Origin of the sequence: Aestuariivirga sp., assembly GCF_037139295.1 — a bacterium.
In the GTDB taxonomy this organism is placed as follows: Bacteria; Pseudomonadota; Alphaproteobacteria; order Rhizobiales; family Aestuariivirgaceae; genus Aestuariivirga.
Genome location: NZ_JBAXGR010000023.1, coordinates 19,823 through 46,120, shown reverse-complemented (window position 1 = coordinate 46,120; position 26,298 = coordinate 19,823). Strand labels below are relative to the sequence as shown.

Sequence of the window (26,298 nt, the reverse complement as noted above, 5' to 3'; positions counted from 1 at the left end):
GACGGCACCCAGAAGATCGAGGATACCGGCCCGCTGACGAAGAAGCGCATGGAGACGGTGGACGAGGAAGTGACCGCTGCGGCGATCGGCTTCATGGACAAGGCCGTGAAGGAGAAGAAGCCCTTCTTCGTGTGGTGGAACTCCACCCGCATGCATATATTCACGCACCTCAAGGCGGAATCAGAAGGCAAGACTGGGCTTGGCGTCTATGCCGATGGCATGGTTGAGCATGACGGGATGGTGGGCGAACTGCTCGCCAAGGTGAAGGACCTCGGCATCGAGGACAACACAATCATCATGTACTCGACCGACAATGGCGCTGAGACCTTCAGCTGGCCGGACGGCGGCACGACGATGTTCCGAGGCGAAAAGAACACCAACTGGGAAGGCGGCTACCGCGTGCCGACCGTGATCAAGTGGCCCGGCGTCATCAAGCCCGGCACGGTGATCAACGACATCGCCGCACATGAGGATATGCTGACCACCTTCGTTGCGGCGGCCGGTGACCCCAACGTGAAGGAAGAACTTCTCAAGGGTGAGAAGATTGGCAACCGCGAGTACAAGGTGCACCTCGACGGCTATGACCTCCGCCCCGCGCTGGAAGGCAAGGGCGACTGGCCGCGCAAGGAGTTCATCTACTGGACCGACGATGGCAGTGTTGCGGCCATCCGGTACGGTAACTGGAAGATTACCTTCCTGAAGCAGGACGCGTTGGGCTTGCGCGTGTGGACGGAGCCCTTCACCCAGCTCCGCGCCCCGCTCATCACCAATTTGCGCATGGACCCCTTCGAGCGTGCCGACGAGGAGAATGCGATGGGCTTCCAGCAATGGTACATGAACCGCATGTTCATGATCGCCCCGGCGACCGGTTATGTCGCGCAGTGGCTGCAGAGCTTCAAGGAGTTCCCGCCGCGCCAGAAGCCGGGTTCCTTCAACCTCGACCGCGTGATGGAAGCCGTCACCAGCGTCCAGGGCGAATAAGCCGACGACACCGAGGCACCGGAGTGGCTTGACAGAGCCCTCCGGTGCCTTTCTCTTTGCCTCTATCTGACCTGAATGGGATGGCGATGCCGGGGCACCGTTTGCGATATCTTGTGGCGGCGGTGATGCTGGTGCTTTCGGGCTCTCTGGCCTCCGCCGAGGAAGCGCCTCATGGGGGCTTCGTGGGCAGTGCGGCCTGTGCGGATTGCCATGCCGCCGAGACCACCGCCTGGGCTGGCTCCGACCATGCCTGGGCACTGAAGACGCCAGATGCCGCGAGCGTTCTAGGTGACTTCAATGATGCCACGATCACCAACAAGAACGTCACCACGCACTTCACCTCGAAGGAAGGGAAGTACTTCGTCGAGACCGAGGGCGCAGACGGCAATCCCACGACCTTCGAGGTGCGCTACACGGTGGGCCACCGCCCCCTGCAGCAATACCTCGTCGAGACGGAAAAGGGCCGGCTGCAGGTGCTCGACCTTGCCTGGGACGTGGCACGGAAGAAGTGGTTTCACCTCTATCCAGAGCAGGACGCGCCGCCGGGCGATGGACTGCACTGGACCGGCAGCTACAAGAACTGGCAGGCGCGCTGCGCCACCTGCCACCAGACCGGCTTTGACAAGGGCTTCGACCTCCCCACCCGCACCTACAAGAGCCACTGGGCCGAAGTCACCGTGGGCTGCGAATCCTGCCATGGACCGGGCGAAGCGCACAATGCCTGGGCGGCGACGAAGACCGGCGATGACCCCTACAAGGCGCTGCCACTTGGCCCCGGGCACCAGGCTCAGGAACTCGATGTCTGCGGCCCCTGCCATTCGCGCCGCGAAGCCTTCTCGCAGCTACAACCCAGTGCGGGCGCCTCTTTCGATGAGAACTACGCGCTGGCACTGCTGACGCCCGACCTCTACTTCCCCGACGGCCAGCAGCGGGACGAGGTGTTCATCCTCGGGTCCTTCATGCAATCCAAGATGAAGGCCAAGGGCGTCACCTGCTCCAACTGCCATGAGCCGCATGGCGGCGGGTTGGTTGCCGAGGGCAATGCCGTGTGCACGCAGTGCCACAGTCCGGCGGGCAACGACACGTTCCCCAGCCTGCGCAATGCAGAGTTCGATTCACCCGAGCATCATCACCACAAGCAGGGAAGTGATGCCGCGGAATGCGTGAGCTGTCACATGCCAGAACGCAGCTACATGATGATTGACCCGCGCCGTGACCATTTCTTCCGCAGGCCCGATCCCCTGCAATCCAAGGCGGCGGGAGCACCCGATGTCTGCACCGGCTGCCATGCCGACAAGACAGCAGAGTGGGCGGCCGCGCAGATCGCCTCGTGGAAGCCCGCTGGCGACAGGAGCTGGCAGGACCGTTCCGCCTTCATCGCCTTCACCAATGATGATCGTTCGGAGACCACCGTGGCCGACCTGACACGCTATGTGCTCGATCGCGCGCATCCGGCGGTCGTGCGCGCAACCGCCCTCAACGCTCTCGGTTCCAGTGGCTCCCTCTCGGCGGCCAATGGCGAGCAATTGCTGAAGGACGATGACCCGCTGGTGCGCGCCGCTGCCACCGGTGCCCTCCGCCAGGTCAATGTGCAGGACAGGATCCCATTGCTGATGCCATTGCTCACGGACCCATCGCGCAGCGTGCGGCAGCGCACGGCAGTGGAGATCGCCGGCGCCGGTGTCGCGATGCTGCCTGCAGCCGATGATGCAGCCTATCGCAAGGGGCTGCAGGACTTCATGGATGCGCGCATGGCCAATGCCGACACGCCCGAGTCTCACGTCGCCATCGGAGGACTCGCACTGAGCCGGCGTCAGTGGGACGACGCCCAAAGGGCCTTCACCACGGCCACTGAACTGGACCCGCAGATGGCCTCGGCCTGGCTGGTCCTGGCGCAGCTTTCCGAGGCACGCGGCAACCCGAAGGATGCCGAGGCAGCTCTCACCTCCGGTCTCGCGGCCTCTCCCCGCAACGTCGACATCATGCTGGCGCGGGGTGACCTCTCTGCACGCCAGCAGAAGTTTGACGATGCGCTGGGCTGGTATCGCCGCGCACAGGGCGCTGATCCGCAGCGACCGGACGTCTGGGTGGCGTCCGCCATCGGCTACGCGCTGAAGGGCGACAGGGTGGCGGCGGCCGAAGCCGCCAAGCGCGCCCGTGACCTGGCACCGAGCATGGCCCTGCCGCCGGAGCTCGAGCAATTCCTGGCACAGCCCCAATGATTCAAACCGGGTATTTCCACACGCCAAGGTTTATGGACAAGTGCACACCGGAGCAGAGAATGACCGTCGCCCGCCTGGGGAATTCGAATTGGCGGCGGAAAGTTCATCAGCAAGGAGAATCAACATGATGAAACGGATGTTGCTCGCAGCGGCCGGACTCGCGACACTCGCCACCGTGGCGGTCACGGCGGCGCCCCCTGCGGAAGCGAAAGTCTTCATCTATGGGGGCGTGCCCTATTATGGCTACGCGATGCAGCCGCACTATCGCTATTACTACGGCCGCGGCTGGTATGACCCCTATGCCTACAACTACGTCCAACCCGCCTGGATGACGTGTGGCCAGGCTCGTCAGGCAGTGAAGGCCAGCGGCTACTACAACGTCGTTACGCGGGATTGCTCCGGCAAGATCTACAATTTCTCCGCCGTCCGGAACGGCAAGCCGCGCAACGTCTCGGTAAACGCCAAGACGGGTGCCGTCTGGCAGAACTAGCGACCTCACTCAGGCGTGGCCGCTGCCCATGTCGGACGCAGTGGCCCGCCTGATCTCCTGCCAACGCGGATCCGCGTGCAGCGGATCGAAATCGGAATCGCGCATGATCCACGCCCGCATATCGGCATTGCTGATTGGCAGGAGCTTGGCCAGCACGGCAAAGGCCTCATCCAGCTTGCCACCGACACTGTAGTAGCAGGCGATGTTGTAGAGCGTGAGGTAGTCATCGGGCGCTATGGCCAGAGCCGTCTTCGCCCACTGCTCCGCCCGCTTCACGTCCTTCAATTTGGCCAGGGCCGTTGCCATGAAATAGGCAGGGCGCGGATTTTCCGGGTTCCTGGCGAACTCGCGTTCTGCCCGTTCCACGCCACGTGTCGCGCAGCGCACAGCATCTGCCTCGCGGTTCAGCGAGGCGTAAACCTGATTTAGCAGGATCAGCGTCTGGTAGTCCTCGGGCTTGATCTCCGCTGCGCGCTCCCAGTGTCGCGCCGTGTCTTCGAGCTTGCCCTGCGCGTAGCATGATCGCCCTTGAAAGAAGTGAAGTTCGAAGAGATCGCGCTCGGATGCGAGTGCCGCTGCAAACTCCGCATCGGCTTCGGCATAGCGGTGCGCGATGGACAGGGCGAGCCCGCGCGAGGCACGGGCTTCGGCAAGGCTGGGCTCGAGCGCCAGTGCCTTGCCGCTGTTGGCCAGCACGGCATCGGCAGTTTCCTCGCTGTAGTCCATGTAGAGAAATGCATCGCAGTCGGCGAGACCGGAATAGGCGCGGGCATAACCAGGGTCGAGTTCGAGCGCCTTTGCAAACATGCGCTTTGCCAGGTTGTAATAGGTGCGCGACCCGCGGTGGAAGTAATCGCGGCCGCGCAGAAAATAGGTATAGGCCTCGACATTGCGCGTGGGTGCCTGTTCGATCGCCTTCTTCTCGCGCGGCAGCAGCTTGACCTTGAGCTGGGCGACAATCGACTTGGTGATCTCGTCCTGCAGGGCGAAAATGTCAGTCAAGTCACGGTCATAACGGTCGGCCCACACCTGCCCGCCACTGGCGCCCTCGGTGAGTTGCGCGGTGATCCTCACCTTCGAGCCAGACTTGCGGACGCTGCCATGAAGGAGATAGCCCACGCCAAGATCGCCTGCGATCTCCTCCATGTTGGCGGCGCGGCCCTTGTGCCTGAACACCGTGTTGCGGCCCAGCACGAAGAGTCCGGACACGTTGGAGAGATCGGTAATCAGGTCTTCGGTAATGCCGTCGGAGAAGAATTCCTGCTGTTTGTCACCACTCATGTTGGTGAAGGGCAGCACGGCCAGTGAGGTGCGCTCTGCGGCCTGCCGCACAACTGGCGCGCGGGCCTGAACCTTCGGCTCAATGTGTTCAATGAGGAAAACATGCAGTGGCCGTGCAATGTTACGCAGGGTCTTTTCGCCCAGGTCTTCGAAAGCGACATCGAGCCTGGAGCCGATCTGGAAACGAATGCCGGCGGAGCAGGCAATGCCGCCGGGCGGGGCATGGGCTACCATGCGCGAGGCGAGATTGACGTCGTCGCCGAAGAAATCATCCCCCTTCACCAGCACATCGCCGAGGTTGATGCCAATGCGGAAGCGCAGCGCACGGTCAGCCGGCAAGTCAGCGTTGCGACCTGCCAATTCGCGCTGGATTTCGATTGCGGCCTCCGCCGCCTCAAGTGCGCTGGAGAATTCGGCGAGGAAGCCGTCTCCCATGGACTTGAAAATACGGCCATCATGCCGTCCCACTGCGGGGTCGACGAGGTCATGCCGATGCTGGTGGAGCGCAGTCAGCGTTCCCTCCTCATTGGCTGCCATCAGTCGGCTGAAGCCCACGACCTCCGCCGCCATGATGGCGGCGAGGCGGCGCTTCACACGCTCCCCGGTCATCTCTACCCCCCCCTTGAATTCGTTTCCAACTATGTGTTTGCACGTTGCAAATTGCAATGCTTACGTAACGATGCCCACCTTTTCGAGCGCCACATGTGCAATCTCTACAGCCTCACCAAGGGCCAGGCCGCGATCCTTGCGATGGCCCGTGCCATGGTCGACCATACCGGCAACTTGCCGCCACTCCCCGGCATCTTTCCGGACTACCGCGCACCGATCATCCGGAACGGGGCTGATGGCCGCGAGCTTGCCTATGCACGATGGGGCATGCCTTCTCCCAGCTTCGCCTTGAAGGAGCGCAACAGCGACCCAGGAATCACCAATGTTCGCAATGTCGCCTCTCCGCATTGGCGGCGCTGGCTCGGCGAGGCTTCGCGCTGTGTGGTGCCCTTTTCGAGTTTCGCCGAACCCGCGAGCCTGCCCGATGGCAGGAAGGAGAATGCCTGGTTTGCGCTGGGCGAGGAACGGCCCCTCGCCTTCTTCGCCGGGATCTGGACCCGCTGGACCTCGGTGCGCAAGGTGAAGGAGGGCGAGACCACCAATGATCTCTTCGCCTTCCTGACCACCGACGCCAATGCCGAAGTGGGCGCCATTCACCCCAAGGCCATGCCGGTAATTCTCACCACCGGGGATGAAGTGGACTGCTGGCTCACGGCGCCAACTCAACAGGCCCTCAAGCTGCAACGGCCCCTGCCCGATGGCTCATTAGTGATCGTGGCGCGCGGCGGCAAGGACGATGGTTGAACTTGCCTCACTGGCGCTTCGATTGATTACAGATGATCGCCCCCGCAACGCACGAAGCGGACGCATGGAATGCAAGCAAGCTGACTGATTGATTACCTGCGCTTTCTCCTGCACATTCGCCATGCGTGGAGGATACCAATGAACGTTAACGGGAAGCACTACCGCACCATCTGGCTCAACGCGGATGGCTGGGCGGTGGACATCATTGACCAGACCAGGTTTCCCCATGTCTTCGAGACGGTGACGCTGCGCACGCCGGATGAGGCGGCTGTTGCCATCAAGGACATGCTGGTGAGAGGCGCGCCACTGATTGGCGTCACCGCAGCCTATGGCATGGCGCTCGCGATGCGGCAGGATACAGCTGATGTGGCGCTCGGTGGCGCATATGAGCTTCTGGTGAAGACGAGACCCACCGCGATCAATCTCAAATGGGCGCTGGATGAGATGATGCGTGTGCTGAGGCCATTGCCCGCAAGCGCCCGCGCGGCTGCCGCCTATGCGCGGTCCGCCGAGATCGCGGACGAGGACGTCGCTATCAACCAGGCCATCGGGCGCAACGGCTTCGAAATCATTCGGCAAATCGCTGCCCGCAAGAAGCCGGGCGAGACCATCAACATCCTTACGCACTGCAATGCCGGCTGGTTGGCCACCGTGGACATGGGCACAGCCACCGCGCCCATTTACACAGCACATGACGCAGGCTTTCCGGTCCATGTCTGGGTGGACGAAACACGGCCGCGCAACCAGGGCGCATCGCTCACCGCATGGGAACTGCTGCACCATGGCGTGCCGCACACTGTAATCCCCGATAACACGGGTGGCCACCTGATGCAGCACGGACTGGTCGACATGGCGATCGTCGGCACCGATCGCACCACGGCACAGGGCGATGTGTGCAACAAGATCGGAACCTACCTGAAGGCATTGGCGGCGCATGACAATGGCATACCCTTCTATGTGGCGCTCCCCTCCCCCACCATCGACTTCACGGTGGTGGACGGCATCCGCGAGATACCCATCGAGCAGCGTGGCGGGCATGAGGTGTCGCACATGACCGGGCGCACGGAGGACGGGCGCATCGAGACGGTGGAGATCGTTCCGCGCGGGTCGAAGGTAGCCAACTATGCCTTCGACGTGACACCGGCGCGCTATGTGACAGGCCTCATCACCGAACGCGGCGTGATCGCCGCCGACCGGGCAGCGATCGCCAAAGCCTTCCCCGAGCGAGCTGCTCAGTAGTGTTTCATCTCCTGACGCACGCGCCGCGCGGCATCGACAACTGCAGAAATGGACGGGTAGCGCGCGGTATTCACCATCATGTCACGTGCCAGCGTGAGGACGCGTGCCTCGCAGGTGGCGCGGCGGTCCTCATCCTTGATCCACTCGAGATCGATGTTGTGGGCAAGGCCTAGGATGCGGCGGATCATCTTGGCGGCAGCAAAGCCCACTGTGTCAGCCCATAGCCGGTCCATATAGGCTTGCCGTTCGATGTCGAGCCGTGCCTCACCTTCCGCACCCGCGAAGAGCGAGGCTGGGTAGGCATCACCCGTAGGACTTTCCCGCCACAGCGCGACGAACTTGTCGCGGAATCGGAACATGATCTGTTCCAGCGTCGAAAGCACCCAGTCGCGATAGGAATCACGCTCACCGGCCTGCTCTTCATGCCCGTCCTGGGCGAAGAAATTAATGAGGACGTTGGCGACGATGGCGCCAACGTCGAAGCCCATCGGACCCATGAAGGCGAATTCCGGGTCGATCACCCGGGTATCCTCCTTCGTCAGCATGACGGAGCCGGTGTGCAGGTCGCCGTGCAGCATGGCCTCCGCCGAGGACAGGAACTTGAGCTTGAGGCGCGACACGGCAACCTTCAGATCGCCATCCTCGCGCCAGCGCGCGGCGTAGGCGTCAAGTTGCGGCGATGTCCAGCGGTTGAGTTCGGCCACGCGATAGGGATCGGTGAAGATCAGGTCCTCGGTGATCTTGCACAGCGCGGTGTTTCCGGCAAAGGCCCCGATCAGGGCCTTCTTGCAGTCGGCCGTCAGCGCGAGGTCGGACGTGAAATAAAGGGTCCGCGCCAGGAAGGTGGAGATGTCCTCGGCGAATCTCGGATATTCGGTCGCCGCAATCATGCCGCGCCGCATGATGATGTGCGGTTCCAGCAGTTCCATGACGATCAGTGCCAGCGTCTCGTCATAGTGGTGGATCTTCGGCACCAGCGCCCCGGTGAGGCGTGCCTGCTCGGTGAGGGCCGTGTGCTCGTAATGCGCGCGGGACAGTGGCAACGGCCAGCTCTCACCCACGAGCCGCACATAGGGCAGCGCCTGCTTCACAGCGACACCGCCTTGAGGCCCTTTCACGATGAACACGAGGTTCAGGTTGCCGTCGCCCACCTCGGCGATCGACCATTGCTCAGGCCTCCCGCCAAGAATGCGGCGCACGGTGTCGATGCCTGAAAGATAAGCAGCAAGTGTTTCGGGTTTCTGTGGCGCGTAGCCTTCGCGGGTTTCGATCATTGCAGACATGACATGCGATTTGCTGATGGCGATAAGCGCAGTGAGCACCGGAATGCACCGTGAATGCAAGTGTCGCGCGCCGCAGGGCGATTGCTTTCGCAAACGCAAAAGCGATGATGCCATGCAGCAAATCAGATTTGTCGGACAAAAGCTCTGGACAAACTTCAATCCGTGTTGGATGTTTTCGCTCATCGGCGTCCTTCAAGAAGTTTCGGCCGACTACGCCGGCACGAAACCACTCGGGCGCGCGACAGAACATCAGCTTTGGAGGAGGACCAACGCAATGCTCGACGATCTCATCAAGGAAGCCGCCAACCGCCGTGACGTGTTCAAGAAGCTGGGTGCCACCGCACTCGGCGCAGCGCTGCTCGCCGACGCGGGCTTCGACCCTGCCATGGCGCAGGCACTGGCGCCTGGCGCCAAGCCCATGAAGGCAGCCTTCTCGAATGCCGGCCTGCAGGCCACCTGGTGCGCCCAGGGCAAGCAGGCGGCGGAAGCCTGGGGCAAGCTCATGAATGTGGAGGTCACCTGGTTCGACGGTGAACTCTCAGCCACCAAGCAACGCGCCGCCATCGATAACATGGCCTCGCAAAAGTGGGATTTCGTGGCCATCCAGACCTTCGGCATCGGAACGCTGACCGACCCGATCAAGAAAATGATCGACGAAGGCACGCCGGTGATCGCCATGGATACGCTGGTTGCCCCTCCGGGTACCGTGCCACTGCAGACCTTCATCGCGCCTGACAACATCATGATGGGCTCGGTCGTCACCAGCGCCCTCGTCTCGGCGATGGGCGGCGGCGGCAACATGGTGATGACTCAAGGAGCACTCGGCCACTCCGGTGCGCAGGGCCGCGCCAAGGGCTTCCATCAGGTGGTTGATGGCAATGCCAACATCAAGGTGCTGGACGAACAGCCCGCCGACTGGGACGTGACCAAGGTTGCCCGCATCTGGGACTCGCTGCTGACACAGTATCCGGACATCAAGGGTGCCTTCTTCCACAATGACGACATGGCGCTTGCTGCCCACAACGTCATGAAGGCCAAGAACCGCACCGACATCCTGATCGCCGGCGTCGACGCCATGCCACCCGCCGTGAACGCGGTGCTCGATGGCGTGATGGTGGCGACCGTTCGCAACCCCTCATGCCGCATCCACGGCTGGGCGGTGGCAGCAGGTGTTGCCGCTGTTCAGGGTGGCGAGAAGCCCGGCAAGGACATTCCGGACTTCATCCTCGCCGACGGCCCGGTCATCACCAAGGAAACGGCTGCGGGACATCTCTGGCTGCAGAAGAACTTCCTGATCTGACATTTTGTGATGCAGGATCAGTCACAACAGACGAGCGGGGGCCAACAGCCCCTGCTCGAACTTTCCAACGTGTCGAAGCACTTCGGCGGCGTGATGGCGTTGCAGAGTGTCGACTTCACGCTGCTGCCCGGTGAAATCCACGGTCTCGTGGGCGAGAATGGTGCTGGCAAATCCACGACCATGAAGATCATCGCCGGGGTCCACACGGACTTCGACGGCGGCATGAAAATCAATGGGCGCGAGGTGCGTTTGCGCTCGGCCGGCGATGCGCTGTCCAATTCCATCGGCATGGTCCACCAGGAACTCTCCGTCGTTCCCGACCTGACGGTCGCCGAGAACGTGTTCCTCGGCAATCAACCGCTCACGCGGCTCGGCACCGTGGACTGGGGCCGCATGAACCGCGATGCAAAGAAGCTGATCGCAAGCCTTGGCCTCGACATCGACCCCACGACCACCATGGGCTCGCTGCCTGTCGGCCTGCAGCAGCTGGTCGAACTCTCCCGCGTGCTGTTCTCGGGCGCGCAGATCATCATTCTCGACGAGCCGACCTCGGCGCTATCGCCGCCGGAAGTAAAGCAGCTCTTCGAAGTGTTGCGCCGGTTGCGCGGCGAGGGCCGCTCCATCGTGTTTATCTCGCACTTTCTCGATGACGTTCTGGACATCTCCGACCGGGTCACGGTGTTCCGCAATGGCAAGAAGGTGATCACCGAGGACACGAAGAACCTGACCAAGGACATCGTGATCGCGCACATGATCGGACGCGGCTCCAAGGGCATGCATATGGGCGAGGATGCGGAGCTGAAGGGCGATGATGCCAAGCCCGTCGTGCTCTCCGTTCAGGGCGTGAGTGATGGCCGGAACCTGCGCGATTTCTCGATCGAGATGCGAGCCGGAGAGATCACCGGCGTCTATGGCTTCATGGGATCGGGCCAGCTCGAGCTGGCGCGCGCGCTGTTCGGCAAGGTTCCGCTCCGCAAGGGCACGGTCCGGCTTGACGGCAAGGCAGTCCGCTTCCGTTCGACCGCCGCGGCGCGCGCCAAGGGCATTGCCTTCGTGCCGGAAAACCGGCGGATGATGCTGTTCCGCCAGGAACCGGTCTACAAGAACGTCTCGATCTCCATCCTCGACCGCATTCACCGACTGTGGCTGAAGCCACGCGCCGAAAAGCGCATCACCGAGGCCCACATCAAGGACCTGCAGATCAGGCCACCGCGAACTGCAATCCCGCTCGGCTCGCTGTCGGGCGGCAACCAGCAGAAGGTGGCATTGGCCAAGTGGCTGACCCACCTTCCCAAGGTGCTGATCCTCGCCGAACCCACCCGCGGCATGGACGTCGGTGCCAAGGAAGACGTGATCCGCATCGTCAAATCACTGCGCGACAAGGGTGTCGCCATTCTCGTGCTCTCGACCGAGCCTGAGACCATCCTGACGCTGGCTGACCGGGTAACGGTGATCCGCAAGGGAACCGTGGCGCGCGAATTTGCATCGGGGCACATCGAGAAGGCCGACCTGCTGGCGGCAGCCTGAGTTTTTCGAGGGAGACGAAGTAACCATGACGACCGCCGAAACGGTAGCGCCCAAGAGCTTCTCCATGAAGCGCTTCCTCGCCGACCAGCTGCGCAACATCGCACCCGTGTTCACGCTGGTGGCCCTCGTCGTGTTCTTCACCTTCGCGTCGAGCTCGTTCCTGACGCTCGACAACATGCTGAACATCGTGCGCCAGCTCTCCATCACCGGCATCATCGCGGTGGGTCTCACCTTCGTGATCCTGACGGCCGAAATCGACCTCTCCGTGGCGGCGGTGGCCAATGCGGTGGGCATCACGGTGGCCTATTTCACCATCCAGCCGGACTACGTGAACATCGCCAACATCCCGCTCCCGGGCTGGATCGCCATCATCCTTGCACTTCTTTCCGCGCTGGCTTTCGGCCTCGTCACGGCCTTCGGCATGACCTTCATCGGCATCCCGTCCTTCATCATGACGCTCGCCATGATGCAGATCGCCAATGGCGTCTCGGCCCTGCTGGTGCGCGGCCAGATCGCTTACCAGTACCCGGACCTCATCACGCTCCTCGGCTCGGGCACGGCATTCACCATCCCACTCGGTATCAATGCCGCGGGCAAGGCGATGTTCATCCCCATTGGCTGGCCGATCATCGTCTGCATGGTCTTTCTGCTGGTGGGGCATCTGGTGCTCACCTACACGCGCTATGGCCGCTACATCTACATGGTGGGCGGTAACCGCGAGGCGGCGGAGTATTCCGGCGTCAACGTCAAGTTCATCATCGGCTCGGTGATGGTGATCTGCGCAGTGTGCTCCGGCATCGCCGGCATGCTGGGCGTGGCTTATTTCGGCTCCGCGCAACAGAACCAGTTCGACACCTTCCTGCTCGATGCAATTGCAGCGGTTGTCGTCGGCGGCACATCGCTGTTCGGCGGGCGCGGCGGCATCGGCAACACCATCATCGGCTTGCTGGTGCTGGGCGTGGTCAACAACGGGCTGGACCACATCCAGATTGACAGCTTCCTCAAGATCCTGATCCGCGGCCTCATCCTGCTCGCCGCGCTGATCATCAACGTCTATGCGCAGGTCCTGAAGGAAAAGCAGGCAGACCTGGACTGAACAAGGGGCGGTTGATCCCGCCCCTCGTTCGGTGCGTAAAAGGGGTATCATGGCAGCCCCTTCCCTCTACTGGCTTCGCAACGACCTGCGCCTCACCGACAATGCCGCCCTGACGGCGGCGGCGGCGCAGGGCCCGGTCATCTTCCTCTACATTCTCGATGACGAGGCCCCGGGCGACTGGCGCCTTGGCGGTGCCTCGCGCTGGTGGCTGCACAAGAGCCTTGAAGCTCTCGGCGCCAAGGCGCCGCTGGTGCTGCGCCGGGGCGGGGCGGACAAGGTGATTGCCGAGGTTCTGAGGGAGAGCGGCGCCGACTCCATTCACCTCACCCGCGACTATGCGCCGTGGTCAGGCGCGCTGGAACACCGCGTCAAGGCTGCCTGCGAAGCGGCAGGTGCCTCCTGCCACCGCTATGGCGGCTACCTGCTGCATGAGCCGGAGACGATCCGCAATGGCTCCGGCGAGCCCTATCGCGTCTACACGCCCTTCTCCAAGGCCTGCTTTGCGGCGGGCGAACCGAAGCCGCTGAAGCCGGTGCCGAAATTCACCCCCTGGTCGGATGCGCTCAAAAGCGATCGCCTGTTCGACTGGGGACTGCTGCCGACGAAGCCCGACTGGGCCACCGGCATGGCGGCCCACTGGACACCGGGAGAGGCCGGAGCCGCCGTGCGGCTCAAGGAGTTCATCGCCGATGGTCTTGCATACTATGCCGATGAGCGTGACCGGCCTGACCGCGACGTGACCTCGCGCCTCTCGCCACATCTGCACTTCGGCGAGATCAGCCCTGCCCAGTGCTGGCATGCGGTGCGCGCGGCGCAGCTTGCGGCTGGCGGCAAGCTGGACAAGGCGGCGGAGAAATTCCTCAAGGAAGTGCTGTGGCGGGAATTCTCCTACCACCTGCTGCATCACTGGCCGACCTTGCCGGAGAAGCCTTTCCGGCCCGAGTTCGCCTCCTTCCCGTGGAGCGACAATCCGGAGGGCCTGAAAGCATGGCAGAAGGGCCGCACCGGCTATCCCATCGTCGATGCCGGGCTGCGCGAGTTGTGGGCGACGGGCATCATGCACAACCGCGTGCGCATGATTGCGGCCTCCTTCCTCATCAAGGACCTTCTGGTTCACTGGCAGGACGGCGAGCGCTGGTTCTGGGATACGCTGGTCGATGCCGACATTGCCAGCAATGCCGCAAGCTGGCAGTGGGTGGCGGGTTGCGGAGCAGACGCCGCACCCTATTTCCGCATCTTCAACCCGGTGCTGCAGGGCGAAAAATTCGACACCAAGGGCACTTATGTCCGCAAGTGGCTGCCGGAGCTGGCGCATATGCCGGATGAGTTCGTGCACCGCCCATGGGAGGCGCCTGCACTGGTGCTGAAGGCCGCCGGGGTTGAACTGGGAGGAAACTACCCCCATCCTGTCGTCGACCACGCGAAGGCACGCGACAGGGCGCTCGCGGCGCTGAAGGAAACCAAGGGGGTCCAATGACGACGCTTCTCGGCATCACCGGCTCACTGCGCAGGGCTTCCACCAACACAGGTCTGCTGCGCGCGCTGAAGGACATGACGCCAGCACATGTGACCATGGAAATCGCGGACCTGCACGGCATCCCGATGTTCAACGAGGATGACGAGGCCGCGACCGGAAAGCCCGAGAGCGTGAAGGCGCTCGATGGCAGGATCCGAGCTGCGGACAGCATCGTGATTGCCTGCCCGGAGTACAACTTCTCGATTCCCGGCGTGCTGAAGAATGCCACTGACTGGCTCTCGCGCGGTGGCTCGCCCTTCCGCTGGAAGCGGGTGGGCATCATTGGCGCGGGCGGCGGCCAGTTCGTCGGCACGGCGCGCGCGCAGTATCACCTGCGGCAGAACCTGCAGGCGCTGCAGGCCATCACCATGCCCCGGCCCGAGATCTTCGTGAACCACAACGAGGAGAAGTTCGACGCCGAGGGCAATCTCACCGACGCGGAGACACGGCGGCACCTCTCGAAGTGGTTCGAGTCGTTTCTTGAGTGGGTGGAGAAGCGGCCGTGAACGATCTCACACTTCATCATGCGCGGGCTTGAACCGCGCATCCTTTACACCGGTGCCAAGAAGATCGCCGGGTCAGGCCCGGCGATGATGAAATGGGGGAAGCGAAATCAGACCGCGACGCTCGTCGCAGCGTTACGGATGGCACGGATTTCAGCTGCATAGTCCTTGGTCTTGAAGATCGCCGAGCCGGCGACCAGCACATTGGCGCCGGCACGAACGACCTCGCCGGCATTGTGCCGTGTGATGCCACCATCAACCTCGATGTCGATGTTGCGGCCGCCCACCATGTCACGGACTTCCGAAATCTTCTCCAGCATCGCAGGAATGAAGGACTGGCCGCCAAAACCGGGATTGACGCTCATCACCAGGATCAGGTCTAACCGGTCCAGCACATGTTTCAGAACGGACGCGGGCGTCGCGGGATTGAGCGAAACACCGGCTTTCTTGCCCATCGCGCGGATCGCCTGCAACGAACGGTCGAGATGGGGGCCTGCCTCGGCATGCACCGTGATGATGTCAGCGCCCGCCCTGGCGAAGCTTTCGAGATAGGGGTCGACGGGAGCGATCATCAGATGCACGTCGAAGGGTTTCTTCGTCACACCGCGGATCGAGTCCATGATCGGCGTTCCAAAAGAGATGTTGGGCACGAAGTGCCCATCCATCACGTCGATGTGGATGTAGTCGGCCCCCGCCTCATCAATGGCGCGCACCTCCTCGCCCAGCCGCGCGAAGTCGGCGGCGAGGATGGAGGGTGCAAGCAGCAGGGGCCGCGTCTTCATCATCAGCCTCAGGCGATCAGCCTGCCGAAATAAGCGGCCGTGTCGCCCATGCGGTTCGAGAAGCCCCACTCATTATCGTACCAGGAGAGGATCGACACGAAGTTGCCATCCATCACCTTGGTCTGGTCGAGGTGGAACACGGAAGAGTGCGGATCGTGGTTGAAGTCGATCGACACGTTCGGCTTGTCGGTGGTGCCGAGGATGCCCTTGAGCGGGCCATTGGCGGCCGCCTTGAGGATCAGCTCGTTCACCTCTTCCTTCGTCGTGGCGCGCTTGGCGATGAACTTGAGGTCGACAACCGAGACGTTCGGCGTCGGCACGCGCATGGCGAAACCGTCGAGCTTGCCCTTGAGCTCGGGGAGCACCAGGCCCACGGCCTTGGCAGCACCGGTCGAGGTCGGGATCATCGACAGCGCCGCAGCGCGGGCGCGGTAGAGGTCCTTGTGCATTGTGTCGAGCGTAGGCTGGTCGCCGGTGTAGGAGTGGATCGTCGTCATCATGCCCTTGTCGATGCCGAGGCCGTCATTCAGCACCTTGGCGACGGGCGCGAGACAGTTCGTGGTGCACGAGGCATTCGAGATCACCATGTGATCCTTCGTGAGCTTGTCGTGGTTCACGCCATAGACGACGGTGAAGTCGGCGCCATCCGACGGGGCCGAGACGATCACGCGCTTGGCGCCGGCGGTAAGATGCGCCGCAGCCTTGTCGCGCGCCGTGAAGATGCCGGTGCACTCCAGCGCGATGTCGATGCCGAGATCCTTCCACGGCAGCTGGCTCGGGTCCTTGATGGCGGTGACCTTGAACTGGTCGGAGCCGATCGAGATCGAGTCGCCCTTCACCATCACCTCATGCGGGAAGCGGCCATGGACGGAGTCGAACTGCAGCAGGTGCGCGTTGGTTTCCACCGGGCCAAGATCGTTGACGGCCACCACGTCGATGTCGGTGCGGCCGGACTCATAGATGGCGCGAACGATGTTGCGGCCGATGCGGCCGAAGCCGTTGATGGCGACACGGACTTTCGTCATGGGAAGCTCTCCGGATGATGGCGGGTTGAATGTCGGCGGCTGTTATAGAGATTTTGCTGCGCCGCGAAAGGGGGAATCTGAGGTACGTAACTCAGCGCTCTGTGGCATAGTGCTTCGGAAAGAATGCGGCCAAGGCCGTGGCCATCACCTGCTTCGCCTTGGTGTCGCTGACCTGGCCCTTGTAGCCACCGCCGCCGAGGCTGACCCATAGGCCGTCACCCAGCGATTCCAGCCCCCTTGCGGCGAGGGCCGCGTTGAGGCCATAGCCGCCTTCCGCGATAACCTCGCGGCAGAGCGCCTCCGTGGCGGTCTGCCGTTCGGCATCTGAGCCGGCGCAGATCTGGTCATAAAAGGGGCGGCCCTGTATCTCGCCCCAGAAGGCAACCCAGGCGGCCAGCTTTTCGCGCGTATAGACGTCGGTGTCGAAGTCGGAGAGCAGCAACGCCTTCAGACGGTCCGCCGCGGCGGGGCCGGCAGCGTTCATGCTGGCCTCCCAGTGGGCTCGGTATTCGGCGGCCAGCGCCCCCAGAACGGCGGCCAGCAGCTCGTCCTTGGTGTTGAAATGGAAAATCACGATGCCGGCGGATAGCCCGGCCTCCTTCGCCACATCGGCGACCGTCAGGCCTGCGTAGCCCTTGCGGGCGAGCACCGCGATGGTGGAATCGATCAATTGCTGGCGGCGCACCGGGCGCGTCGCCTTGCGCGGGGGAGGAGTTTCGGTCTGCCGGACACTTGCCATGCAGTGCAGCATAGTCAATGCTTCGCCCGGGGGAAAGGCTGAAGCCGTGCCTGCCTCTGAGGTGACCCTGCGGCAGAATCTTCTCGTAAGGCGATACATGCGCGACCATGAATTGAGATCAATCCTGAATGACGAGTTGCATGGGCGCCCCGGCCTGCCGGTGGTCGCCCCGGCGCGCATCACGCACCTGGCCTTCACTCTGTCCGAGGGAGATAGTGACCCTCTGGACCACGTCCGACTGCTGTGCGACGCGCTGGGCGTGAAGCCGCCGCCGCCTGGTGCGGCCCACCATGCCTTCGACATTGCCGGCGGGCAGTTCAAGTATGAGCGCCATGGCGAGTTCTACCGCATCAGCGTGGTCGCCGAAGGCGGGCCGGAAAAGGGCGAGGCGCTGGTCATCCTGCCGGTCGGCTGGGTCGACGGCCTGCCGGGGTCCCGACTCGTGGGCATCCACACCCGCGTCATGGCCAAGGAGGAGCCAGGTCCCGATGTGGACGAGCTCATCCGCATGTTCGGCCACGAGGACCTTGCAGGCTCACGCGTCAGTTCCGGTCAGGCGACAGTCTGGACAGACTTCCGCATCGGCCCTGACGGCTATACCCGCATGCTGGTAAAGGACCACGGCCTGTCGCCGCTGCGGCTTGGCCGCGTCGTCCGGCGCATCCACGAGATCGAGACCTACCGCATGATGGCGCTGCTGGCCCTGCCACTGGCGCGCAAGGTGACGGGGGAACTCGCAGGCCTCGACCGCGCGCTGTCGAAGGTGACGGCGGACATGCTGTCGGCGCGCGAGAGTCACGAGGACGCAGAACTGCTCACAGGCCTGAGCCGCATCGCTCGCGACGTGGAGGAAATCTCCAGCCGCACAAGCTATCGCTTCTCTGCAGCGCGGGCCTATGCAGCCCTCGTCGACAAGCGCATCGCCGAATTGGGTGAAGAAAAGGTGATGAGCTTCCAGCGCATCGGCGTCTTCCTCGACCGCCGCTTCTCGCCTGCCATGGCCACCTGCCAGGCGGTGAGCGACCGCATCAAGAGCCTGACCGAGCGCAGCGAACGCGCCTCGAACCTGCTGCGCACCCGCGTCGACATCGCGCTTGAGGCGCAGAACCAGCAGGTGCTGCAGTCGATGGAAAAGCGCGGCCACCAGCAGCTGCGCCTGCAACAGACGGTCGAGGGCCTCTCCGTGGTCGCGATCAGCTATTATCTGATCGCCATTCTCTCGAAGCTGATCGAAGGCTTTGGCTCATACGCCCATGTGGAGACGAAGCTCGTCAGCATCGTCATCATTCCCGTGGTGATGTTCTTGGTGTGGTACGGGATCAGAAGACTCAGAAAGCATATTCTGAGTTCGGAGAAATAAGATCCTTACGTCCTCTCCCGATTCGGCGGGAGAAGACGTTTGTGAACCATTCATGAGCCGGTGAGTGGCGAATTCGCCCTACAGCTTCGTCCACTTCCCGTTCTTCTCCGACGACTTCACGCAGGCCTCGATGAAGGCCATGCCGGCAACGCCGTCCGCAATGCCGGGGAAGGCCACGTCCTTGTCGCGCTTCTTGCCCGACCGCTTCGCCTTGATGGCGCGCGCCACCTCCGTGTAAACATTGGCGAAGCCTTCGAGATAACCCTCGGGGTGGCCCGGCGGCACGCGCGTGACGCGGCCTGCGGCAGGGCCGGAGCCCGCACCGCCGCGGGTGATGAGCCGCTTCGGCTCGCCAAACGGCGTGTACCAGAGATAGTTCGGGTCGGCCTGCGTCCACTCGAGCCCGCCCTTGGTGCCATAGACGCGGATCTTCAACCCGTTCTCGTTGCCCGGCGCCACCTGGCTGGCCCAGATCATGCCGCGTGCACCATTGTTGAAGCGCAGCATCACATGCACGTTGTCATCCAGCGCGCGACCCTTCACGAAGGTGGTAAGGTCGGCGGAGAGCTCTTCCGCCGAGAGGCCAGAGACATCGCACATCAGCTGGTAGGTGTGAGTGCCGATGTCGCCCACACAGCCGCCAGCACCCGAACGCTTCGGATCGGTGCGCCATGCGGCCTGCTTCTGGCCGGTCTTTTCGAGCGCGGTGGTGAGCCAGTCCTGCGGATATTCACCCTGCACCAGGCGAATGTCGCCCAGCTCGCCCGCCTTCACCATGGCCTTGGCGTGGCGGATCATCGGGTAGCCCGAGTAGTTGTGGGTGAGGGCGAAGATCACCTCCGGATGCTTCGCCAGCGCCCTCTCCAGCTGCTTTGCCTCCTTGAGGTTCAGCGCCAGCGGCTTGTCGCAGATCACATGAATGCCGGCCTCGATGAAGGCGAGCGCTGCCGGCACATGCACGTGGTTCGGCGTGACGATGGAGACGACTTCGATGCCGTCGGCGCGCTTCGCCTCGGCCTTCGCCATCGTAAGGAAGTCGGTGTAGATGCGGTCGGGGCTCAAGCCCAGTTCCGCGCCCGAGGCCTTGGCCTTCTTCGCGTCGGCGGAAAGTGCGCCGGCCACGAATTCATACTGGTCGTCCATGCGGGCGGCCAGGCGGTGCACGGCGCCGATAAAGGCCCCCTGCCCGCCGCCCACCATGCCGAGCCGGATGCGGCCCGTATTCGCGTCACTGCGTCCTGATACCATGATGCAATACCCCCTTATGCCAGGCCGAGCATGCGGCGGGCCTTGGTGGTGTCCGGCTTGCCGCCCGCGAAATCATCGAAGGACTTGGCCGTGGTCTTGATGATGTGGCTCTCGATGAAGGGCGCACCTTCCGCCGCACCCTGCTCGGCATCCTTGATGCAGCATTCCCATTCGAGCACCGCCCAGCTGTCGTAATTGTAGCCGGCGAGCTTGGAGAAGATGGCGCCGAAGTCCACCTGCCCGTCACCCAGCGAGCGGAAGCGGCCCGCGCGCTTGAGCCACGGTTGGAAGCCCGAGTAGACGCCCTGGCGGCCCGTGGGGTTGAACTCGGCATCCTTCACGTGGAAGGCGCAGATGCGCTCATGGTAGATGTCGATGAAGTCGAGGTAATCGAGCTGCTGCAGCACGAAGTGCGACGGATCGTAATTGATTTGGGCGCGCGGATGGTTGTTCAGTCGCTCGAGGAACATCTCGAAGGTGATACCGTCGATCAGGTCCTCGCCGGGATGCAGCTCATAGCCAACGTCCACGCCGTTCTCGTCCATCACGTCGAGCAGCGGCTTCCAGCGGCGGGCCAATTCATCGAAGGCTTCCTCGATGAGGCCCGGCGGGCGCGGCGGCCAAGAATAGATGAAGGGCCAGGCCAGAGCGCCTGAGAAAGTGACGTGACTGGTGAGGCCCATGTTCTTCGACGCCTTGGCGGCAAGCTTCACCTGCTCCTCGCCCCAGGCGCGACGATCCTTCGGCTTGCCATGCACCGCACCCGGCGCGAAGGCATCGAAGCCCTCGTCATAGGCAGGATGCACGGCAACGAGCTGGCCCTGAAGGTGGGTCGAAAGCTCCGTCACTTCAACGCCATTGGCGCGGGCCACGCCCAGCACCTCGTCGGCATAAGTCTTGGAGTCGGCTGCCTTCTTCAGGTCAAAAAGGCGGCCATCCCATGTGGGGATCTGCACGCCCTTGTAACCAAGCGACGCGGCCCATCTGGTGATCGAGTCCCATGAGTTGAAGGGCGCTGCATCGCCCGCGAACTGGGCGAGGAAAATGGCGGGTCCCTTGATATCGGTTGGCATGTTGGGTCCTCCCTGGACGATCAGATGTATGAGTTGAGAAGCGCTTCGAGGCGCTCCTGTTTTCCGGATTTGGGCTGCGGGTCGAGGCCTTCGGCGAGCGCACGCTTGGCGATCGACTCCAGCGTCTCCTTGCCTTCCAGCATCGCCTTGTTCTTGGGCTCGCTCCATTTGCCATAGCGGTCAGCAACGATCTTGCCGAGCTTGCCGTCCTCGAGGATGGTCGCGGCGATCAGCAGGCCGCGCGCGCAGGCATCCATGGAACCGACGTGCGCATGCAGGATGTCGTCCGGATCGATGGACTGGCGGCGGATCTTGGCATCGAAGTTGAGCCCGCCCGTGGTGAAGCCACCGGCCTTCAGGATTTCGAGGAAGGCCAGCGACATTTCGGGGATGTTCATGGCGAACTGGTCGGTGTCCCAGCCTGACTGGTAGTCACCACGGTTGATATCGATCGAGCCAAAGATGCCCAGTGCCGAAGCCAGCGCAATTTCATGCTCGAAAGTGTGGCCGGCGAGGATCGCGTGGTTCTGCTCGATGTTGACCTTCACGTCCTTCTGCAGGCCGAGCGAGGCGATCGTCGCGTAGACAGTGGCGACATCATAGTCATACTGGTGCTTGGTCGGCTCCTGCGGCTTGGGCTCGATCAGGATCGGGCCCTTGAAGCCGATCTTGTGCTTGTACTCGACAACCATGGCGAGGAACCGCTTGGCCTGTTCCAGCTCATGGCCGATGTTGGTGTTGACCAGCGTCTCATAGCCCTCGCGGCCACCCCACATGACGTAGTTGGCGCCATCGAGGTCCTTGGTCACGTCCATGCAGTGCTTCACCTGCGCGGCGCAGTAGGCAAACACGTCCGGATCCGGGTTCGTTGCGGCACCCGCCATGAAGCGGCGGTTGGAGAACATGTTGGCGGTGCCCCAGAGGAGCTTCTTGTTCTTGGCCGCCATCTTCTTCTCGAAGATCTTGGCAATCTCGGTGACGTTGGCGTTGAACTCCTTCAGCGACTTGCCCTCGGGCGCGATGTCGAGATCATGGAAGCAGAAGAAGTCGACGTTGAGCAGCTCGAGTGTTTCGAACATCAGGTCGGCCTTCATGCGGGCGGCACCCATGTCGTCCGACATATGGTGCCACTGGCGCTGGAAGGTGTCGCCGCCGAAGGGATCGCCGCCTGGCCAGCACAGCGTGTGCCAGTAGGCTATGGCGAAGCGCATGTGGTCGCGCATCGTCTTGCCCATGACCACCTGGTCCGGATTGTACCAGCGGAAGGCGAGATCGCTCTTGGAATTCGGGCCCTCGTACTTGATCGGGTCCTTGATGGAATAGAAGGCGGACATCAGCGGTAAATCTCCTTGATCGCGGGATAGATGGAAGCATAGCGGCGGTAATGCGCTTCGTAAGCGTCACGCGCCTTGGGTTCGGGCTTGATGGTGCGGGCGGTCTTGGGTGCTGTCAGCACCTTGCGGAAATCAGCACCCGTGGCGGCGATGAGGCCAAGGCGTGCCGCACCGAATGCGCCGCCAACGTCACCCGCTGCGGGCAGGTCAACCGGCACGCCCAATACGGTGGCGATGATCTTGAGCCAGAGTTCGGACTTGGAACCACCACCCACGGCGGTGACGCGCTTCACTTCCGTTCCCGCATCCTTCAGCGCTTCGAGCGAATCCCGGAAGGCGAAGGCCACGGCATCGAGTGCCGCATGGGTGAGCGTCTTGTGGTCGCTCTCGTGACCAAGCCCCATGATGAGGCCACGCACCTGCGCATCCGCCACCGGTGTACGTTCGCCCGAGAGATAGGGCAGCATCAGTGCGGACGATGGACCGGTGAGCGTGGGGCCGAGCGCGCCAATGAGCTTCGGCGCGGGCTTGCCGAGGATAGTCGCCAGCCATTCGAGGCTCGCCGCGGCAGACAGGATGACGCCCATCTGATGCCACGTTCCCGGCACGGCATGGCAGAAGGCGTGCACGGCGCGGCCAGCATTGGGCCGGAACGTGTCGTTCGACACGAAGAGCACGCCCGAGGTGCCGATGGAGACGAGGGCCGAATTATCCGTCACCGCGCCGATGCCGCAGGCCGCCGCGGCATTGTCACCACCACCGCCAGCAACGACCGGTCGCTTCGGCATGCCCCAGGCCTTGGCGACGTGCGGGGTGAGCCTGCCTGTCGCATCGGTGCCCTCATAGAGCTTCGGCATCTGGTCGATGCTCATGCTGCCGGCAGCCAAGAGTTTCTCTGACCAGTCGCGCTTGGCAATGTCGAGCCAGTAGGTGCCGGAGCTATCCGACATGTCGGAGGCATAGTCGCCGGTCATGCGGAAGCGGATGTAGTCCTTGGGCAGCAGCACCTTGGCGACCTGTGCGAAGATATTGGGCTCATGCTTCTTCACCCACAGCAGCTTCGGCGCGGTGAAGCCGGCGAGCGGGATGTTGCCGGAAATCTCCCGTGCGCGGGATTCCGCCTTCTCGATATCATCACATTCCCTGAAGGAGCGCGCATCATTCCACAGGATGCAGGGGCGCAGCGCCTTGCCATCCTTGCCGAGCAGGGTTGCGCCATGTTGCTGGCCGGAGAGGCCGATGCCTTCCACTGCCGCGATGGCCTTGGGCTTCAACTTGCCCAGCGTCTTCATCACTGTGTTGCAGGCCTTCCACCAGTCCTCGGGGTTCTGCTCCGACCAGCCGGGCTGCGGGCGCGAAACCTTGAGGGGGGCGGAGGCGGTGGCCACGATCTTCTGCTTCGCGTCGATCAAAACGCCTTTCACCGATGATGTGCCGAAGTCCAGTCCCAGATACATGTGCCGTCCTCTTAGGGGATGTTGTCGCGGAGATAGATGTCGATGCGGATGCGCTCCATCTGCTCGACGATGGGCAGCTTGTCGGCCTTGGACATGAGCACGCGAATGGCGCTTCTCACCTCGTGGCCGGCATCCTGGTTGATGATAATGTCGATTGTACCGTCGATCAGGGCGCGGCGCGTGTCGTCGGTCAGTTCATGGGTGATGAACACCACCTCGCGCGCCCGGCCCGCCTGTTCCAGCGCAGCGGCGATGCCACTGGAGCCGGCACCAACATTATAGAGGCCGATGAGGTCCGGGTGATCGGCGAGAAGCTGCTCGGCCACCGCCTGCACCTTCACCCGATCGTCGCGGCCCTCACGCACCGGCAGCAGTGTGAGGTTCGGAAAGTCATGCGTCATCACCTGCTCGAAACCGAACTGGCGCTCGATGTGATCGCGCAGTGACAATGAGCCCGCGATCAGACCCACCTTGCCGCGGCGTCCCGAGAGATAGCGCCCCATGAGGGTTGCCGCCGTGCGGCCTGCCGCTGAATTGTCGATGCCGACGTAATGGATCCGCTTCGAGCTTGGCACGTCGGACACCAACGTCACCACAGTGACGCCGCGCTCCGCCACTGCATTGAGCGCCTCGCGCACCCGCGGATGGTCGAGCGCCACTACGGCGACGCCGTCATATACGGCTCCGATGGTGTCGAGGGTGGAGGCAAGTTGCTGTGCGTCGAAGACATCGGTGTGGATGAGATCGATCACCACCTTCTCGCGCGCCATGCGAAGTGCTTCCTCCTGCACCGCCTCGGCGAGCGAGGTCATGAAGGCGTTGCTGCCTTCGGGCAGGATGAAGCAGAAGCGGTATTCACGCGCCCGCGCCAGGCGGGCCGCCAGACGGTCCGGCTGGTAGTTGAGGCGGCGGATGGCCTTTTCGACGCGCTCAGCCGTCTGCGGGCGCACGGCGGCGCGGCCGTTCAGCACGCGGTCGACGGTGGCGATGCTGACGCCCGCCTCCGCGGCGACATCCTCGATGGTGGCCTTGACCATGGCCCATCAAAGCGCGGCCACCCGTTTTCGTCAATTCCTGATAGGCGTCTATCAAAGGCTCAATCGACGGCCTTTACCGTGCCCTGCTTATGGTCACCGGAATAGACCTTGAAGCGGCCGATCTTGCGCTCGGCCGCATAGCGCCGGAGCATCGAACGGGTCGCCTCGTCAGGCAGCCGATCCCAGGGAATGTCCTCGAAATCTGCAAGCACAGTGCGGCCGCGGGCATGCAGCAGCGCCTCGCCGCGATAGTAGATGCACTGCTCGCGGGTGCCGGGGTTCTCGAACACGGCAAAGAGGAAGCCCAGCGTCGCGTCCATCCCTTCGCGCTGCAGCAGTTCATGCAGTTGCGAGGCGCTGCCCGAGTGGCCGTGCCGGCCCACTTCCGGCAGCACGAGGCCGTTGGGGCGTGACGGTTCGGGGAGCAGCACGAGGCGATTGTCGTTCTCGAGAATGGCACCCACCACGGTGCGGCTGGCGGAGGAGGCCGCGTTCACCGCCGCCTGCTCGAGCCCCAGCGTGATGTAGTGGCCCCGCGCATAGCCCAGCGGGTTGGCATCAGAATAGGAGAAGGCCTCGACGTGGCCCATCAGGATGATGTGGTCGCCCGCGTCGACCACCTGATAGCGCGCGCAGTCAAACCACGCTGCGGAACCCTCGATCAGCGGGTTTCCGAAAGGTCCTGCACGCCATGCAGCCGCTTCGAACTTGTCGGCCCGCTTGGAGGCGAAGAGCACGGAGACGTCCTTCTGCGCTTCCGAGAGGATATTGACAGCGAAGCCCTTGGCATGGCGGAACACCTCCATGCTCGCCGCCTGCTTGCCGATGCAGATCATCAGCAACGGCGGCTCCAGCGAAACGGAGGTAAAGCTGTTGGCGGTGAAGCCCCGGGGCTGGCCATCGATGCCGGCTGTCGTCACGATGGTGACGCCGGTCATGAAGCTGCCAAATGCTGAGCGAAGCTCGCGGTTGTCGAAGCTGCTGAGGCGTTCGGCGAGGAAGCTGCCGAGCAGAGCGTTTACCTCGTCCGGCGTTCCCACCGCATTGCGGCCACGCTGCAGTGCGCGCGCCAACACCTCGGCCGCATCGCGATGGGCATTGGAAGTGACAATCAGCGCCGGGCAGAGTATTGGCACGGCCGGATCATGCTGCGGCACGGCATCCAGCAAGGCGATGCGCCGCACGCGGTGCGGAAAGCTTGCAGCAAGGTCGAGGGCCACGCCTGCCGCTGATCCATGGCCGACGACATTGGCGGAGGTGATGCCGAGATCATCCAGCAAGCGCCTCGCCTGCGCCACGGGATCATTTGCCCCGATGTCAAGCGAGAGCACCCGGAACTGGCTTGCAAAGGCCTCAAACCAGGTGTCCGCGTCACCGCCGAGGAACAGGACGACCTCGCCCTCACCCTTGTCTGTGTAGCGGCTGCCGCCGATGCTGTTGTGTGCCGGCACG

Annotated in this window: 22 protein-coding genes; 11 read left to right on the top strand and 11 right to left on the bottom strand. The window is 63.2% G+C overall.

Annotation, left to right across the window (positions count from 1 at the left end):
• From WCJ41_RS08590 to WCJ41_RS08580, 3 genes are all read left to right on the top strand, one after another.
• Positions 1 to 981 (top strand): sulfatase-like hydrolase/transferase (locus WCJ41_RS08590; RefSeq protein WP_336905436.1); only part of this gene is annotated, 981 nt, incomplete at its 5' end.
• 86 nt (positions 982 to 1,067) lie between these two features.
• Positions 1,068 to 3,203 (top strand): tetratricopeptide repeat protein, encoded by a 2,136-nt coding sequence (locus WCJ41_RS08585; protein WP_336905435.1) that lies wholly within the window; start codon positions 1,068 to 1,070, stop codon positions 3,201 to 3,203.
• A 124-nt stretch (positions 3,204 to 3,327) separates the two neighbouring features.
• The gene (locus WCJ41_RS08580; protein ID WP_336905434.1) at positions 3,328 to 3,693 is read left to right on the top strand and encodes a hypothetical protein; all 366 of its coding nucleotides are present in this window, start codon (positions 3,328 to 3,330) and stop codon (positions 3,691 to 3,693) included.
• A 9-nt stretch (positions 3,694 to 3,702) separates the two neighbouring features.
• Here the strand turns inward: WCJ41_RS08580 and WCJ41_RS08575 are convergent, their stop codons facing one another.
• A complete protein-coding gene (locus WCJ41_RS08575; RefSeq protein WP_336905433.1) occupies positions 3,703 to 5,583 on the bottom strand; it encodes an adenylate/guanylate cyclase domain-containing protein in 1,881 nt (626 codons plus the stop codon).
• A 93-nt stretch (positions 5,584 to 5,676) separates the two neighbouring features.
• On the opposite strand from WCJ41_RS08575, the gene WCJ41_RS08570 reads away from it, so the two are divergent.
• Both WCJ41_RS08570 and mtnA read left to right on the top strand, forming a co-directional pair.
• Positions 5,677 to 6,327, top strand: a complete 651-nt coding sequence (locus WCJ41_RS08570) for an SOS response-associated peptidase (protein WP_336905432.1) — start codon at positions 5,677 to 5,679, stop codon at positions 6,325 to 6,327.
• A gap of 138 nt (positions 6,328 to 6,465) precedes the next feature.
• Positions 6,466 to 7,566, top strand: a complete 1,101-nt coding sequence (gene mtnA / locus WCJ41_RS08565; RefSeq protein WP_336905431.1) for an S-methyl-5-thioribose-1-phosphate isomerase — start codon at positions 6,466 to 6,468, stop codon at positions 7,564 to 7,566.
• Here mtnA and mtnK read toward each other — a convergent pair.
• Positions 7,560 to 8,840, bottom strand: coding sequence for an S-methyl-5-thioribose kinase (gene mtnK, locus WCJ41_RS08560; protein WP_336905438.1), 1,281 nt, complete (start codon positions 8,838 to 8,840; stop codon positions 7,560 to 7,562). The genes mtnA and mtnK overlap by 7 nt on opposite strands.
• 283 nt (positions 8,841 to 9,123) lie before the next feature.
• On the opposite strand from mtnK, the gene WCJ41_RS08555 reads away from it, so the two are divergent.
• The 5 genes from WCJ41_RS08555 to WCJ41_RS08535 are packed head-to-tail and all read left to right on the top strand — an operon-like array spanning position 9,124 to position 14,794.
• Positions 9,124 to 10,149, top strand: coding sequence for a sugar ABC transporter substrate-binding protein (locus tag WCJ41_RS08555; RefSeq protein WP_336905430.1), 1,026 nt, complete (start codon positions 9,124 to 9,126; stop codon positions 10,147 to 10,149).
• Between the two features lie 9 nt (positions 10,150 to 10,158).
• Entirely contained in the window at positions 10,159 to 11,676 is a 1,518-nt protein-coding gene (locus WCJ41_RS08550; RefSeq protein WP_336905429.1) for a sugar ABC transporter ATP-binding protein, read from the top strand.
• Positions 11,677 to 11,701: 25 nt separating this feature from the next.
• The gene (locus WCJ41_RS08545; protein ID WP_336905428.1) at positions 11,702 to 12,772 is read left to right on the top strand and encodes an ABC transporter permease; all 1,071 of its coding nucleotides are present in this window, start codon (positions 11,702 to 11,704) and stop codon (positions 12,770 to 12,772) included.
• Between the two features lie 49 nt (positions 12,773 to 12,821).
• Positions 12,822 to 14,249, top strand: a complete 1,428-nt coding sequence (locus WCJ41_RS08540) for a deoxyribodipyrimidine photo-lyase (RefSeq protein ID WP_336905427.1) — start codon at positions 12,822 to 12,824, stop codon at positions 14,247 to 14,249.
• A complete protein-coding gene (locus tag WCJ41_RS08535; RefSeq protein ID WP_336905426.1) occupies positions 14,246 to 14,794 on the top strand; it encodes an NADPH-dependent FMN reductase in 549 nt (182 codons plus the stop codon). Before WCJ41_RS08540 ends, WCJ41_RS08535 begins: the two co-directional genes overlap by 4 nt.
• 107 nt (positions 14,795 to 14,901) lie before the next feature.
• On the opposite strand, the gene rpe is transcribed toward WCJ41_RS08535, so the two are convergent.
• From rpe to WCJ41_RS08520, 3 genes are all read right to left on the bottom strand, one after another.
• Entirely contained in the window at positions 14,902 to 15,573 is a 672-nt protein-coding gene (gene rpe / locus WCJ41_RS08530; RefSeq protein WP_336905425.1) for a ribulose-phosphate 3-epimerase, read from the bottom strand.
• A gap of 8 nt (positions 15,574 to 15,581) precedes the next feature.
• Positions 15,582 to 16,598, bottom strand: coding sequence for a type I glyceraldehyde-3-phosphate dehydrogenase (gap, locus tag WCJ41_RS08525; protein ID WP_336905424.1), 1,017 nt, complete (start codon positions 16,596 to 16,598; stop codon positions 15,582 to 15,584).
• Positions 16,599 to 16,689: 91 nt separating this feature from the next.
• Complete coding sequence (locus WCJ41_RS08520; RefSeq protein ID WP_336905423.1) at positions 16,690 to 17,337, bottom strand: TetR family transcriptional regulator; 648 nt, start codon at positions 17,335 to 17,337, stop codon at positions 16,690 to 16,692.
• 97 nt (positions 17,338 to 17,434) lie between these two features.
• On the opposite strand from WCJ41_RS08520, the gene WCJ41_RS08515 reads away from it, so the two are divergent.
• Entirely contained in the window at positions 17,435 to 18,697 is a 1,263-nt protein-coding gene (locus tag WCJ41_RS08515) for a DUF3422 domain-containing protein (RefSeq protein ID WP_336905422.1), read from the top strand.
• A gap of 78 nt (positions 18,698 to 18,775) precedes the next feature.
• On the opposite strand, the gene WCJ41_RS08510 is transcribed toward WCJ41_RS08515, so the two are convergent.
• The 6 genes from WCJ41_RS08510 to WCJ41_RS08485 are packed head-to-tail and all read right to left on the bottom strand — an operon-like array spanning position 18,776 to position 26,297.
• The gene (locus WCJ41_RS08510) at positions 18,776 to 19,948 is read right to left on the bottom strand and encodes a Gfo/Idh/MocA family oxidoreductase (RefSeq protein ID WP_336905437.1); all 1,173 of its coding nucleotides are present in this window, start codon (positions 19,946 to 19,948) and stop codon (positions 18,776 to 18,778) included.
• An 11-nt stretch (positions 19,949 to 19,959) separates the two neighbouring features.
• On the bottom strand, positions 19,960 to 21,018 hold the full coding sequence (locus tag WCJ41_RS08505; protein ID WP_336905421.1) for a sugar phosphate isomerase/epimerase: 1,059 nt from the start codon (positions 21,016 to 21,018) through the stop codon (positions 19,960 to 19,962).
• Positions 21,019 to 21,038: 20 nt separating this feature from the next.
• Positions 21,039 to 22,352, bottom strand: coding sequence for a xylose isomerase (gene xylA, locus WCJ41_RS08500; protein WP_336905420.1), 1,314 nt, complete (start codon positions 22,350 to 22,352; stop codon positions 21,039 to 21,041).
• Entirely contained in the window at positions 22,352 to 23,809 is a 1,458-nt protein-coding gene (gene xylB / locus WCJ41_RS08495) for a xylulokinase (RefSeq protein ID WP_336905419.1), read from the bottom strand. The genes xylA and xylB overlap by 1 nt, the downstream gene beginning before the upstream one ends.
• 11 nt (positions 23,810 to 23,820) lie before the next feature.
• Positions 23,821 to 24,846 carry a LacI family DNA-binding transcriptional regulator gene (locus tag WCJ41_RS08490; protein ID WP_336905418.1) on the bottom strand — a complete coding sequence of 342 codons (1,026 nt, stop codon included), beginning with the start codon at positions 24,844 to 24,846 and terminating at the stop codon, positions 23,821 to 23,823.
• Between the two features lie 59 nt (positions 24,847 to 24,905).
• Positions 24,906 to 26,297, bottom strand: coding sequence for a flavin reductase (locus WCJ41_RS08485; protein ID WP_336905417.1), 1,392 nt, complete (start codon positions 26,295 to 26,297; stop codon positions 24,906 to 24,908).
• Between the last annotated feature and the right edge of the window lies 1 nt (position 26,298).